Here is a 13936-nt window from a genome sequence, read left to right on the forward strand (position 1 = left end):
CGTTGGCAAACTGGATGGGTGATTGTCGCCGCCTGCCCTGGACAGGGCTCACAGACCCCCGGTTTTCTCGCTCCGTGGTTGGAGCTCGATGGCGTGCCCGCACAGCTGGCTGCCTTCTCGGAGGCGGCTGAGGTCGACCTGATCGCGCACGGCACCGAGTCGGATGCCGATACGATCCGCGACACGCGCATCGCCCAACCGCTGATCGTCGCCGCCTCGATCGTCGCCATGACGCAGCTCGTACAGCGCGCGGGCCGCACGGCCGATGGTCTGGCGGGGCACTCGGTCGGCGAGATCGCGGCGCTGAACGCGGCAGGTGTGATCGATGCAGACAGCGCAATGCGCCTGGTGGGCATCCGGGGTCGGGCGATGGCGGATGCTGCTGCGCAGACGCCGACAGGCATGAGCGCTGTGCTCGGCGGTGACGCCGATGTCGTGCTCGCCCTGCTGTCCGAGCTCGGTCTGACTCCCGCGAACTACAACGTGGCGGGCCAGATCGTCGCTGCCGGCGAGCTTCCCGCGCTGGCCGAGCTGGCTGAGCGGGCACCGCGCGGCGTCCGAGTCATGCCACTGCAGGTCGCCGGCGCATTCCACACCTCGTACATGGCTCCGGCCGTAGCCACCCTGCGCGCCGCGGTTGACGATGTCACGCCCCAGAACCCGACGCACACGCTCTGGTCCAACCGAGATGGCGCCGCCGTCTCGTCCGGCCAGGACGCCCTCGACCGGCTCGTCGCCCAGGTCTCGTCCCCGGTGCGCTGGGACCTGTGCATGGAGTCGTTCACTGCGGCCGGCATCACGGGCTTCATCGAGCTGGCACCCGCCGGGGCGCTCGTGGGGCTCGCAAAGCGTGGACTGCGCGGCGTTCCGAACGTCGCGGTCAAGACCCCCGAAGACCTCGATGCGGCTGCAGAGCTGCTGAACGGAGCAGCAGCATGACCGGCATCACCGCCCAGCCATCGGGCCCCGCATACACCCGCATCTACTCGGTCGGCGCGGCCCGGGGCGAGAACGCCGTGCCCAACGACGACTTGGTCGGCCCGATCGACTCCAGCGACGAGTGGATCCGCCAGCGCACCGGCATCATCACCCGCACCCGCGCGATCACCGAGACATCGGCCGTCGACCTGTCGGCGGCGGCCGCCGCCGAAGCGGTCGAGCGCTCCGGCGTCGACCCCGCCGAGATCGACCTCGTGATCGTGGCGACTATCAGCAACCCGAAGCAGACGCCGTCCGTGGCGGCGATCGTCGCAGACCGGATCGGCGCCACCCCGGCTGCCGCCTACGACATCAACGCTGCCTGCGCCGGTTACGCGTACGCCGTTGCCCAGGCCGATGCTCTGATCCGCACCGGGACGGCCCGCCACGCGGTCGTCATCGGTGCCGAGAAGCTCTCCGACATCGTCGACCCCACCGACCGCAGCATCTCGTTCCTGCTCGGCGACGGCGCGGGTGCTGTCGTGATCGGCCCCAGCGAGACGCCTGGCATCTCGGCGACCGTCTGGGGGTCGGACGGCTCCAAGGCCGACCTGGTGGGCATGAACCACACCCTCGTGGAGTTCCGTGATGGCACCGCGCCATGGCCGACGCTGCGCCAGGAGGGCCCGCGCGTGTTCCGCTGGGCCGTCTGGGAGATGGCGAAGGTCGCGCGCGAAGCGCTCGAGAAGGCCGGTATCGAGGCATCCGACCTCGCCGCGTTCATCCCGCACCAGGCGAATCTGCGGATCATCGAGGAGTTCGCCAAGCAGCTGAAGCTCCCCGAGACGACCGTCATCGCCCGCGATATCGAGACGACGGGCAACACGTCGGCCGCGTCCATCCCGCTCGCGACGCACCGCCTGCTCGAGGAGCACCCTGAGCTCAGCGGCGGGTTGGCACTGCAGATCGGCTTCGGCGCAGGTCTCGTCTTCGGCGCACAGGTCGTCGTGCTGCCCTGACCGGGCGCCCCTTTTCCCTAGACTGTTCACCGGTTCCGAAACCACTCCGAGAAAGAGGAAGAAACATGGCTCTCACCAACGACGAGGTCCTCGCTGGCCTTGCAGAGCTCGTCACCGACGAGACCGGCATCGACGCATCCGAGGTCGCGATGGAGAAGTCGTTCACCGACGACCTCGACATCGACTCGATCTCGATGATGACGATCGTCGTCAACGCCGAGGAGAAGTTCGGCGTCACCATCCCGGACGACGAGGTCAAGAACCTCAAGACCGTCGCCGACGCCGTCAACTTCATCGTCGCCGGCCAGGAGTAAGACCCTGCGGATGCCACCCCCGCGGACCGCGGGGCGTGGCATCCTCCTTCCCTGATCCCTCCCCTCCTCACGAAGGACCCCCATGACCAAGCGCATCGTCGTCACCGGTATCGGCGCCACGTCCGCGTTGGGCGGCACCGCCCCCGAGAACTGGACCAACCTGCTCGCAGGAAAGCCCGGTGCCCGGACGCTGACCCACGAGTGGGTCGACCAGTACGAGATCCCGGTGAAGTTCGCAGCTGAGGCCATCGTGCGCCCCGAGGAGGTCCTGCCGCGCCACGAGGCCAAGCGTCTCGACCCGTCCACGCAGTTCGCACTGATCGCGGCGCGTGAGGCATGGGCGGATGCCGGAGAGCCCGACGTGGCCCCCGAGCGTCTCGGCATCGACTGGGCGACCGGCATCGGCGGCGTGTGGACGCTGCTGGATGCGTGGGACACGCTCCGCGAGCGCGGCCCGCGGCGTGTCATGCCGCTGACGGTGCCGATGCTGATGCCCAATGCGGGCGCCGGAAACCTCTCGCTGCACTTCGGAGCGAAGGCGTACGCCCGCACCGTCGTCAGCGCCTGCGCGTCGAGCACCGAGTCGCTGGTGAACGCGTACGAGCACCTGCAGGACGGCTTGGCCGATGTCGTGATCGCCGGAGGCGCCGAGTCGGCGATCCACCCGATCACGATGGCGTCGTTTGCTTCAGCCCAGGCGCTCTCGCGCCGCAACGACGACCCTGCCGGTGCCTCACGTCCTGGCGCGATTGACCGCGACGGCTTCGTGATGGGCGAGGGCGGTGCAGCCATGGTCCTCGAGACCGAGGAGCACGCCAAGGCCCGCGGCGCGAAGATCTACGCCTACCTGGTCGGTGGCGGCGTCACGGCCGACTCGTATCACATCACCGGCAACGACCCGGAGGGCGCCGGCGCTGCCCGCGCCGTTGAGCAGGCGCTCGCTCAGGCCGGCGCGACCGCCGACGATGTGGCGCACATCAACGCCCACGCCACCTCCACCCCGGTCGGCGACCCCAACGAGTACGAGGCTCTCAAGCGCGTCTTCGGAGACCGCATCGATGAGATCCCGGTCTCGGCGACCAAGGCATCGACCGGCCATCTGCTGGGTGGCACCGGCGCGCTGGAGGCCGTCTACACGGTGCTCGCCCTGCGTGACCGGGTCGCTCCGCCCACCATCAACATGTCTGAGCCCGACCCGGCCGTGCCGTTCAAGCTGTCGGGTGAACCGCAGCCGCTCGGCGACGGCGATCTGCTGGCGATCAGCAACTCGTTCGGCTTCGGCGGGCATAACGCCGTGGTCGCGTTCCGCAGCGCCGACTGAGTCGGCCACGCATGACTGAAGCCCCCTGCTTCCCCGCAGGGGGCTTCAGTCGTCTCACGGAGGATTCGTTTTCTCGGCTTCCGGGAGCGACTCACCGGACCCCGGTACTCGCGCCTCCTCCGCAGGTCTCCATCATCCGAACTCAACCCGGTCCTGAACTCAACCGACCTTGTGCAGCCAGACGACGCGTGCATCGTCGCCGGCATGCCGGAACGGTTCCAGTTCCTGGTCCCACGCCGAGCCCAGCGCGACGTCGAGTTCACGTTGCAGTTCGATCGCGCTGCCGGCGGCGATCTCCATCGCATAGCGGATGCGGTCCTCGCCGATGACGATGTTGCCGGACGCATCGGTCTGCGCGTAGTGGATGCCCAGATCGGGCGTGTGCAGCCAACGTCCGCCGTCATTGGCGGGCGTGGGGTCCTCTGAGACCTCGAACCGCAGATGCTCCCACCCGCGGATGGCTGTCGCGAGAGCAGCCCCCGTACCGACCGGGCCGTCCCAGTGGAACTCGGCGCGGCGCGTACCCTGTTGCACGGGCTGATCGCTCCAGTCGAAGCTGACGGCGCGCCCGATGGCGCCTCCGACCGCCCATTCGAGGTGCGGGCAGAGCGCGCGTGGTGCGGAGTGGATGAACACCACCCCGCGTGCGTATCCCGTCGCCATGATCTCTCCGTTTCATCAGGTACGTCTTCCCCTACGACCTGAACCGAGAATCCGGCGAACTATGTGGTTGTACGGCGATTATCACCCAGATCCGGGCGAATCACAAGCATGTGATCCGCCCGGATCCTCAGGCATTCAGAGGCTCAGGCCTCGCTCATCGCGAGCTTGACCTGCTGGCCCTTCGCGGCGTAATAGGCCGCGCGCGCAGCATCCTTGCGAGCCTGCTCGGCGTAGCCCGCCTCGAGCACGTCCTGCGCGACCTCGACCTGGGTGTGCTGGTCGGTGCCGTTGTACTTCTCGATGTAGGCGTCGAGCTCGGGGCCCGACTCCCACGAGGTGATCAGGCAGTAGCGCGGCTCGGTACCGTTGTGTGTCGCGGCGTGCCACAGGCGCTGCGTGTCGACGATCAGCTGGGCGCCGGCGGGCAGGGCGATCCGGTACTCGATGCTCGGGTCGGTGCGGTTCTCACGCAGGACGAAGTAGCTGTCCTTGTCGTCGGTGAGGTTGAAGAAGCCGCGGACGACCCATCCGGTGCCATCCGGGTTCAGACGGTTGTTGTCATCCTGGTGCAGGTTGTACAGGCACTCGCCGTACGGGGTCGGCTGCAGCTCGATGATGCGGCAGCGGCCGACGTTCGCACCGGGCTCCTGGGCGCGTGCGGTGAGGGTCGGAGCGATCGCGGTCTGCGAGTCGATCCAGACGCCGTCCTTGTCGGTGCGCGGCGGCTTGTGGTTCCAGAAGCCGTTGCACTCGATCTCGCCCTTGGCGCTGGCGAGCGGGGCGAAGCGGGTGTCACCGGAAGACTTCCAGTCGACGTACTCGATGTCGAGCCATTCCTTGGGGTCCATCTCGGCGCCGTAGCTGTCGAGGATCACGAACCCCTTGTCTTCAAGGGCTGCGGACTTGATGTATCCCATGATCTGAGTCATGTCCTTTCGTAGCGGGCCAGCACGTTTTAACAGGCCCTACTTAGGCAAGCCTACCTGCGCACCCTGGACACTCCCCAGAGCCCGGCCAGGAAAAATCTGGCCACGGCTAGACTCGATGCGGCGGGTTCCGTCACACCGCCGCTCGGAGGAATCACCCAGTCATGGCAACGGCGACGAATGTCGAAGCGACCGCAACCGGCACCATCGAGTGGCTCGCCGCTCCCACGACCAACATCGTCGTCCCGGTGTATCAGCGTCAGTACCGCTGGGACATCGGCGGATGCGAGAAGTTGCTCTCGGACATCCGTGCGGTCGCCGCGCAAGATGACGAGCACCGGCACTTCATCGGCTCCATCCTGTCGGGCCGCGACGCCTCGGGCGGCGACCTGATCCTGATCGACGGGCAGCAGCGCATCACCACGGTCATGCTGCTGATCGCCGCGCTGCACCACGCGGTGCAGGGCAGTGATCCGGCGATGGCCGCCGAGCTCGAACGCGTCCTCGTCCGCGCCGATGACGCGTCCCGCACCAAGTTGCGCCCGCACCACGCCTGGGCCGAGTTGTACGAGTCGGTCGTGCTCGACCGGCGCGATGATGCCGACCGCGAGTCGCGCTTCGACGATAACTATGCCTTCTTCCGCAGTCAGGTGCATGCCGATGAGGCCGCTGTGATCTGGCGCGGTCTGCAGAAGCTCGAACACGTCTCGATCACGCTCGGCGCCAGCGCCAGCGCCCAGCAGATCTTCGAGAGCCTGAACTCGACCGGGCAGCCGCTGCGCGACCACGAGCTCATCCACAACTACATCCTGATGGGCCTCTCCCACGCCGAGCAGCTGAGCATCGAGCAGGAGTTCTGGCTGCCCATCGAGCAGGCCACCGGTGAGAGCATCGGCGCGTTCTGGCGTCACTTACTGGTGATGACACTCGGCCGCGAGATCGACGTCTCGGGCGAGCACGGCGTGTACGCCGCGTTCCGCGGCTCGTTCCCCCGGCTCGACGCCGCGCGGCTTCGTGCGGATGCCACCGTCTGGCGCGAGTACGCCGAGATCTACGGCATCCTCCTGGACCCGCAAGGCGAATCGGATGCCGGCATCCGCCGTCATCTGCACCATCTGAACACCTTCGGGCGGGCGACGTACCCCCTCGTGATGAGCGCGTACGGCGACCACCGTCGCGGCGCGATCACGCGCGACGAACTGATCGAGGTGCTGGAGTGGACGCAGGCGATGTTCCTGCGTCGCGCGATCGTCGGCCTGCCGACCGACCGGCTCATCGCACGGTTGTGCCGCGCCCGTCAGACGGGACGCGATGAGCTGATGCGCGCCGTCGCGCGCATCACGCCGTCGGATGAGCGCGTGAGCGCCGTGCTCAACTATGGGGAGCTCCCCCACCCCGCGTACGTGCTCGGCCGACTCGAGCAGGTCGATGACCTCGACGCCTACGACATCGAGAGCATCGTGCCGGCGGTCCCCGCCGACGGCTGGAGCGGAGACGGTTCCCGGGTATGGAAGGACTACAGCGACGACGAGCAGAACAGTCATCGCGCGCTCGCACCGACGCTGGGAAACCTGACGCTGCTGGAGTCCGCGCTGACCGAGCGCGTGTTCGGGGCCTCCTTCCCCACCAAACGCGACGATGCCTACGCGCGCAGTGCGGTGCCCGCCACCCGGGAGCTGGCCGCGGTGAAGAGCTGGAATACCGCGGCGATCACGGCGCGCACCGTCCGCCTGATCGACGAGTTCGTGACGATCTGGGCACGCCCGGCGCTGCCCGAGATCGACGACGACGGACTCACCCCGGTGCTCGATGCCGTGCGGCGGCGCGGGTGGCCGATGGGGTGGGAGCGCGAGTTCGACTACTGCGAGTACCGGGGCGAGCACTGGGAGATCAAGGATGTGCGCGCCCTGTTCAACCGTGTCTTCCGACGCGCATGGACCGATGATCCGTCCGCGGCGCTCGCCTACAGCGCGAAACACGGCGGGCCGATCTACGACGAGATGGCGTGGAAGGGTCAGTGGGACTCGCTCGATGCCGCGCACCACTTGTACATGGGGTGGGATTCCCACTACATGATGACCGCACTCCAGGGGGTGCTGGAGGAGTCCGGTATCGCCGCCGAGGTGTTCGTGAAGTACTCCTACGTAGGGAACGTGATGTGATGCGCACTGCTCAGACAACTGTCCGCCGGATGCAGGATCTCACCGTCGCCGAGCATCGGTTGACGGTTCCGCTGGTATGGGCGGATGCCGACGACGAGCGCACTCTTGAGGTGTTCGCCGCGGTGATCTCGCGCCCCGGCGGAGAGAACCTGCCGCACCTCGTGTTCCTGCAGGGTGGTCCGGGGCACGAGGCTCCTCGCCCGTTTCACGCACCGTCATCGCCGGCCTGGTTGGACACGGCGCTGCAGCACTTTCGGGTCGTCATGCTCGATCAGCGCGGCACCGGACGGTCCACACCGGTCAGTGACGACCTGCTGTCGCTCGGCGATGAGCGCGCGGCCGAATACCTGACCCACCTGCGCGCGGACTCGATCGTGCGCGACGCCGAGGCGCTGCACGAGGCTCTGGGCATCGAGCGGTGGAGCCTGCTCGGCCAGTCGTTCGGCGGCTTCACAACGCTGGCGTATCTCTCCACCGATGCGTCCTCGTTGCAGAGCGTGTTCATCACCGGCGGGCTCAGCACCATCGACCGCCACCCCGATGAGGTGTACGCGCTCTGCTACGAGAAGATGCAGACAGCATCCGAGCAGTACTACCGACGCTTTCCCGAGCATCGCGAGCGGATGCGCGCGCTGGTCGATCTCGCCGCCGCAGGCGAACTCGTGCTGCCCGACGGCGAGATCGTCTCGGTCTCGCGGCTGCGCTCGGTCGGTTCCGCACTGGGCACCAACGATGGCTGGCAGACGCTGTGGTCACTGCTCGAGCTCGACCCGCGCACGAACGCGTTCCGCTACGACCTCGCCGCGGCGATGCCCTACGGCGGCCGCAATCCGCTGTACTACGTGTTCCACGAGTCCAGCTACGCCTCGGGGCAGGCGACGCGGTGGTCGGCCGAGCGCATGACGCCCGTCGCCTTCGATGAGGACCCCACCCTGTTCACCGGCGAGCACATTCAGAGCTCGTGGACCGAGACGGTTCCGGCGTTCCGGCCCTGGCGCGGTGTCGCCATGCGCCTGGCTGAACACGAGTGGCCGAAGATCTACGACGCGGAGGCGATCGCGGCGTCGGGCGTGACCGGGGCTGCCGCCGTGTATCTGAATGACGTCTACGTGCCGTACGAGTTCTCGATGGAGACCGCCCGACTGCTGCCCGGTGTGCACCCGTGGGTGACCAACGAGCACGAGCACAACGGGCTGCGTTCGGGACCCGTGCTGCAACGGCTGATCGACATCGCCGACGGTAGCGCGGTGCGCTGACGCCGCGCGGCCGTCAGCGGCGCGAGCGTCGCAGACGGCGGGCGGCCTGTTCCTCCTCGACGTCGCGGGCGGCGGCTCGTTCGATCCGCTCGGTATCGCGGAGCGCGACCTGCAGGTCGCGCTCCGCGGGAATCCCCGCGCGCAGTTCGCGTACGCGCTCCAGTTCGGCGTCGAACAGCGCTCCGAGCAGGAGCGCCATGTTTCCGATCCAGAGCCACAGCAGAAAGACGATCACACCGGCGAACGACCCGTAGATGCGGTCGTAGTCGGCGAAGTTGCTGACGTAGAACCCGAGACCGGCGGATGCTACAGCGAACACGGCCACCGCGATGATCGCGCCCACGCTCACCAGCCGGAAGTGCGCGTGGGCGATGTTGGGCGCGAAATAGTACAGAATCGCGATGATCAGTACCACCAGCAGGACGAGAACGGGCCACCGCGCGAGACGCCAGGTCTGGAGGGCCAGGTCACCGACACCGAAGGTGCGGCCGAGCGTTTGCACGAGGGGCCAGCTGAGCGCCGCGACACCGGCCGCGGCCGACACCAGCGCGAATACCGCCGCCGTCACCAGCAGGTGCACGGGCTTGGCCTTCCAGGGCATCCGCCCTTCCGGCACACCGTAGATGCGATTGATCGCCCGTCCGAGCGCTGTGACGTAGCGTGCCACCGACCACAACGCGATCACCAGTGCCGAGACGAGCACCCACCCCGACCCCGCGGCGGTCGCCGCCTCCTGCAGCGGGCCATCGATACCGGCGTACACATCCGGGGGCAACATCTCGCGTGCGGCATCCAGCGCCGCGCGCATACCGTCATCCTTGTCGCCCGCCAGGCTGATCAGTGAGAACACCGCGATGAGCGTCGGCACGATGCTGAGCAGCGCGTAGAAAGTCTGCCCGGCTGCGGCATCCGGCGCGGCCGTGCGGAAGAAGCCGCGCGCGACGCGTCTCAGGATGAGACCGGCCGCGTCACGGCGACCTGCATGGGCTGATCCGGTCGCTCGTCCCGCCTTCTGCTCACGACTCATCTCATCAGTGTGACGTCAGGATCGCGCCTCGCAAAGCAGTGCCTCCCACACAGTCCGCGGTCTCCCTCCGCGGACCGCGGACGAAGCCCGCGAGCGTGGCGATGGCTGGTGCACGAATGTGCCCGTTCCGCGCCGAAATGACGGCGCGTTCAGCGACGAACGCGCGCCGCACCATCGCTTCCGTGCGTGTCGTGCACGTTCGTGCATCCGAATTGCGGTTCTGTGCAGCGGCGCGGCATGGTTTCGAGAACAGTCTCGAAAGGTCCGGAATGAACGAGCATTCAACGACGACACGCTCCGCCGTACAGCAGTTCCGCGACCGCACGGTCACCCTCCGCGGCGAAGCGCATCGCGCCGCCCCAGCGAAGGGAGGTGCGGTCATCTCCGCGTGAGCGGTTGCTCACACCGGAGCCTCGTCGTGCGGGCTCCTTCACTACTCATTCTTCTGCCTCTTCGACGTGCCCTGACGGCATCGCGGAGGTCAAACTCGAAAGGTCAATGACGACAGCTATGGACGTCAATCTCGGACTGTACTTCCTATCCGAAATGGTGGGCACGGGCATGCTCGTGCTGCTCGGTTGTGGTGTTGTGGCAAACGTCGCCCTCGCCAAGACGAAGGGCAACGCCGGCGGCTTCTTGATGGTGAACTGGGGCTGGGGCCTCGCCGTGTTCGCGGGTGTTCTCGTCTCGGCGTACTCCGGCGCAATCCTCAACCCCGCCGTCGGGATCGGTCTGCTCATCGCCGGCACGATCGACACGACGATGTTCTTCGTCGCCTTCGCCGCTGAGATGGTCGGCGCGATCATCGGCGCGATCCTGTGCTGGGCGGCTTACAAGCAGCACTTCGACGAGGAACCGGAGGCGGCGAACAAGCTCGGAGTCTTCTCGACTGGACCGGCGATCCGCTCTTACGGCGCCAACTTGGTCACCGAGGTGATCGCGACCTTCGTACTGGTATTCGTCATCCTCGCGTTCGCGGACTACGGCGACGTCAACGTCGGCGTGCCCGGCGGCCTCGGCCCGCTGACCGCTCTGCCCGTGGCGCTTCTCGTCGTCGGTATCGGCGCTTCCCTCGGTGGACCGACCGGATACGCCATCAACCCCGCTCGCGACCTCGGTCCGCGCATCGCCCACGCAATCCTGCCGATCAAGGGCAAGGGCGGAAGCGACTGGGGCTACGCATGGGTCCCCGTGGTCGGGCCGCTCGTCGGTGGTGCGATCGCCGCGTTCGCCGCTCCCGCGCTACTCTCCCTGTAATCCTCAGGTTGACTGGAGGACGACACCCGTGCTCCAGCCAACCTCACGCCCCCGCGTGGGGCAGAGACAGTTGCTCGGCCGACACGTGCCGAGTCCGATTCAACTCTCCACACGGCGACGCAGAGAAGCTCCGCCACATCGAAAGGAACTCCATGTCCAAGTACGTCATCGCAATCGACCAGGGCACAACGTCCAGTCGTGCGATCATCTTCGATCGCGCCGGCTCGATCATCTCGGTCGGCCAGAAGGAACACGAGCAGATCATGCCCCAGGCGGGCTGGGTCGAGCACGACGCGGCAGAGATCTGGCACAACGTCCAGGAGGTGATCGGGGTCGCCCTCGCACGGGCTGATCTCACGCGTCACGACATCGCCACGGTCGGCATCACCAACCAGCGTGAGACCGCAGTGGTGTGGAACAAGAAGACCGGCGTACCGGTCTACAACGCCATTGTCTGGCAGGACACCCGCACCCAGGACATCGTCGACCGCCTTGCCGCTGACGGTGGAACCGACCGGTTCAAGGACGTAGTCGGACTTCCGTTGGCGACGTACTTCTCGGGCACGAAGATCGCCTGGATCCTCGAGAACGTCGAAGGAGCCCGCGAGGCTGCCGAGGCCGGAGACCTTCTCTTCGGCACCACGGACTGCTGGGTGCTGTGGAACCTCACCGGTGGCGTCGACGGCGGCGTTCACGCGACCGATGTGACCAACGCCTCGCGCACGCTCTTCATGGACCTCGAGACGCTGCAGTGGCGCGACGACATCCTCGAGGTGTTCGGGGTTCCGCGCTCGATGCTGCCCGAGATCAAGTCGTCGTCCGAGGTCTATGGCTACGCCGAAGACTCGTCCCTGCTGCGTGAGACGCCGATCTCGGGCATCCTCGGCGATCAGCAGGCAGCCACCTTCGGACAGGCCGCCTTCCAGGCCGGTGAGTCCAAGAACACCTACGGCACCGGCTGCTTCCTGATCTTCAACACCGGAGAAGAGATCGTTCACTCCAAGAACGGACTCCTCACCACGGTCGGCTACAAGCTCGGCGACGCCCCGGCGCACTACGCGCTCGAAGGGTCGATCGCTGTCACCGGGTCTCTGATCCAGTGGCTCCGCGACCAGCTCGGCATCATCGACGAAGCACCTCAGGTGGAAGAGCTGGCCGCCAGCGTTCCCGACAACGGTGGCGTGTACATCGTTCCGGCGTTCTCGGGCCTGTTCGCCCCCTACTGGCGCCCCGATGCGCGCGGCGCCATCGTCGGACTGACGCGCTACGTCAACAAGAATCACATCGCCCGTGCGGCGCTCGAAGCGGTCGCCTTCCAGACCCGGGACGTCCTCGACGCGGTCAACGCCGACGCCGGCGTTGACCTCACCGAGCTGAAGGTCGACGGCGGAATGGTCGCCAACAACGCCCTGATGCAGTTCCAGGCAGACGTGCTCGGCGTTCCGGTGGTTCGCCCGGTCGTCGCTGAGACCACCGCACTCGGCGCAGCCTACGCGGCTGGCCTCGCGGTCGGCTTCTGGAAGGGCCTCGACGACCTCTCCGCCAACTGGCAGGAAGACCGTCGATGGGAACCCGCCATGGACACCGACGAACGCGACCGGCAACTGCGCAACTGGCGCAAGGCCGTCACGAAGTCGATGGACTGGGTCGACGAAGACAGCAAGTAACCCCGACCTCAGAGGAACGGAGCCCCGCGGACACCATGCCGCGGGGCTCCGTTCTTCTGTGCGGAAGGTCTCTGCGCGGGCAGAAGGCACCCGGGTGAGACGAGTTATGTGGGGCGGGCGGGACTTGAACCCGCGGTCGTTGGGTTATGAGCCCACTGCCTTCACCAGCTTGGCCACCGCCCCGAGATCTTCCAGCCTAGCGGTGCCGACGGTCAGTGCGGTGCGACGGCGGTGGCGTGAGTCGTGGTGTGCGTGAGATAGATCTCGGCGTTGCGGATCAGCCCGGCGCGCTCGTCGTCAGTCAGGGCACGACGCACCTTTGCGGGCACGCCGGCGACCAGAGAACCGTCTGGCACTTCCGTGCCGCCGAGCACGACCGCTCCCCCGGCGATCAGGCACCCTTTGCCGATCACGGCGCCGCTGAGTACGACGGCTCCCATACCGATCAGTGATCCGTCGCCGATCGTGCAACCGTGCACGACGGCGTTGTGGCCGATGGAGACGTTGTCGCCGATGACGGCCGGATGCCCGGAGTCGACGTGCACAGAGACGTTGTCTTGTACGTTGCTGTCGGCGCCGACCGTGATCGGTGCCGAGTCGGCGCGCAGGACGGCGTTGTACCAGACGCTGGCGCGCGGCCCCAGGGTGACCGCGCCGACGATACGCGCACCGTCGGCGACGAAGGCATCGTCGGCGAGAGCGGGTGTGCGGTCGGCGAGAGCGATGACGGAGGCTGCGGCTGAGATGGTCATGTAGGTGAGACTACCCTCAGAACCGCGGAATTCCGCGGCTGAACAGGCGTGTAAGCCTTGCCTAGGCTTGCTTGCGGAATGGTCCAGGGTGAGTAGCGTTGTCTTCAGTGGACACCGGAAACCCACGCAGGAGGAACACGATGACCGATTCGAAGACCATCCCCGCCACCGCCGTCGACCCCACCGTCGCAGCGGCAGCAGCCCAGTTCCTGTCGCCGATCGTGCACAGCATGCAGGCTCTCGTGGTCAACGGCAAGCAGGCGCACTGGCACGTGCGCGGTGCGAACTTCGTCGGCGTGCACGAGTTCCTCGACACGCTCGTCGCGCACGCGATGGACTTCGCCGACACGGCCGCGGAGCGCATCGTCGCCCTCGGCCTGCCCATCGACGCCCGCGTCGCGACGGTCGCCGCCAAGGCAGCGCCGACGCAGGTCTCGGCCGGATTCGCTGGCTCGGACGAGCTCGTCCGCGCGGTGATCGCCGACATCGATGCCGCCCTGATCGAGATCAAGGCCGCTGTCGAGGGCCTCGACGAGGTCGATCTGACCAGCCAGGACGTCGCGATCGAGATCCAGCGCGGTCTGGAGAAGGACCGCTGGTTCCTCATCTCGCACATCGCCGCCTGACACGCACAGACGCCGACGCCCGCCTCGT

The 13936-nt window shown here is 67.2% G+C and carries 13 protein-coding genes and 1 tRNA gene; 9 read left to right on the forward strand and 5 right to left on the reverse strand.

Features of this window, described 5'->3' with window-relative positions:
• Positions 1–18: 18 nt before the first annotated feature.
• From PTQ19_RS08380 to PTQ19_RS08395, 4 genes are all read left to right on the forward strand, one after another.
• On the forward strand, positions 19–939 hold the full coding sequence (locus PTQ19_RS08380; RefSeq protein ID WP_274367004.1) for an ACP S-malonyltransferase: 921 nt from the start codon (positions 19–21) through the stop codon (positions 937–939).
• Positions 936–1937 (forward strand): beta-ketoacyl-ACP synthase III, encoded by a 1002-nt coding sequence (locus tag PTQ19_RS08385; protein WP_274367005.1) that lies wholly within the window; start codon positions 936–938, stop codon positions 1935–1937. Before PTQ19_RS08380 ends, PTQ19_RS08385 begins: the two co-directional genes overlap by 4 nt.
• A gap of 65 nt (positions 1938–2002) precedes the next feature.
• Positions 2003–2251, forward strand: coding sequence for an acyl carrier protein (locus PTQ19_RS08390; RefSeq protein ID WP_087130211.1), 249 nt, complete (start codon positions 2003–2005; stop codon positions 2249–2251).
• 82 nt (positions 2252–2333) lie between these two features.
• Positions 2334–3572 carry a beta-ketoacyl-[acyl-carrier-protein] synthase family protein gene (locus PTQ19_RS08395; RefSeq protein WP_179410706.1) on the forward strand — a complete coding sequence of 413 codons (1239 nt, stop codon included), beginning with the start codon at positions 2334–2336 and terminating at the stop codon, positions 3570–3572.
• Between the two features lie 159 nt (positions 3573–3731).
• On the opposite strand, the gene PTQ19_RS08400 is transcribed toward PTQ19_RS08395, so the two are convergent.
• Together PTQ19_RS08400 and PTQ19_RS08405 are read right to left on the reverse strand one after the other, a co-directional pair.
• Entirely contained in the window at positions 3732–4235 is a 504-nt protein-coding gene (locus PTQ19_RS08400) for a DUF3145 domain-containing protein (RefSeq protein ID WP_179410705.1), read from the reverse strand.
• Positions 4236–4378: 143 nt separating this feature from the next.
• Positions 4379–5152: a hypothetical protein gene (locus PTQ19_RS08405; protein ID WP_179411835.1), complete on the reverse strand. Its 774-nt coding sequence runs from the start codon at positions 5150–5152 to the stop codon at positions 4379–4381.
• Between the two features lie 173 nt (positions 5153–5325).
• Here PTQ19_RS08405 and PTQ19_RS08410 point away from each other — a divergent pair, with 173 nt between their 5' ends.
• Positions 5326–7323, forward strand: a complete 1998-nt coding sequence (locus PTQ19_RS08410; RefSeq protein ID WP_274367006.1) for a DUF262 domain-containing protein — start codon at positions 5326–5328, stop codon at positions 7321–7323.
• A complete protein-coding gene (locus PTQ19_RS08415; RefSeq protein WP_274367007.1) occupies positions 7323–8579 on the forward strand; it encodes an alpha/beta fold hydrolase in 1257 nt (418 codons plus the stop codon). Before PTQ19_RS08410 ends, PTQ19_RS08415 begins: the two co-directional genes overlap by 1 nt.
• Before the next feature lie 13 nt (positions 8580–8592).
• On the opposite strand, the gene PTQ19_RS08420 is transcribed toward PTQ19_RS08415, so the two are convergent.
• The gene (locus tag PTQ19_RS08420; protein WP_274367008.1) at positions 8593–9606 is read right to left on the reverse strand and encodes a YihY/virulence factor BrkB family protein; all 1014 of its coding nucleotides are present in this window, start codon (positions 9604–9606) and stop codon (positions 8593–8595) included.
• 498 nt (positions 9607–10104) lie between these two features.
• Here PTQ19_RS08420 and PTQ19_RS08425 point away from each other — a divergent pair, with 498 nt between their 5' ends.
• Both PTQ19_RS08425 and glpK read left to right on the forward strand, forming a co-directional pair.
• The gene (locus PTQ19_RS08425) at positions 10105–10863 is read left to right on the forward strand and encodes an MIP/aquaporin family protein (RefSeq protein ID WP_274367009.1); all 759 of its coding nucleotides are present in this window, start codon (positions 10105–10107) and stop codon (positions 10861–10863) included.
• A gap of 152 nt (positions 10864–11015) precedes the next feature.
• A complete protein-coding gene (gene glpK, locus PTQ19_RS08430; protein ID WP_179410699.1) occupies positions 11016–12530 on the forward strand; it encodes a glycerol kinase GlpK in 1515 nt (504 codons plus the stop codon).
• A gap of 109 nt (positions 12531–12639) precedes the next feature.
• Here the strand turns inward: glpK and PTQ19_RS08435 are convergent.
• Positions 12640–12713 (reverse strand) — tRNA-Ile (locus PTQ19_RS08435).
• A 29-nt stretch (positions 12714–12742) separates the two neighbouring features.
• Positions 12743–13282: a gamma carbonic anhydrase family protein gene (locus PTQ19_RS08440; protein ID WP_206549710.1), complete on the reverse strand. Its 540-nt coding sequence runs from the start codon at positions 13280–13282 to the stop codon at positions 12743–12745.
• Positions 13283–13422: 140 nt separating this feature from the next.
• Here PTQ19_RS08440 and PTQ19_RS08445 point away from each other — a divergent pair, with 140 nt between their 5' ends.
• A complete protein-coding gene (locus PTQ19_RS08445; RefSeq protein ID WP_274367010.1) occupies positions 13423–13908 on the forward strand; it encodes a Dps family protein in 486 nt (161 codons plus the stop codon).
• Positions 13909–13936: the final 28 nt, after the last annotated feature.

Source organism: Microbacterium esteraromaticum (genome assembly GCF_028747645.1).
Lineage (GTDB): Bacteria > Actinomycetota > Actinomycetes > Actinomycetales > Microbacteriaceae > Microbacterium > Microbacterium esteraromaticum_C.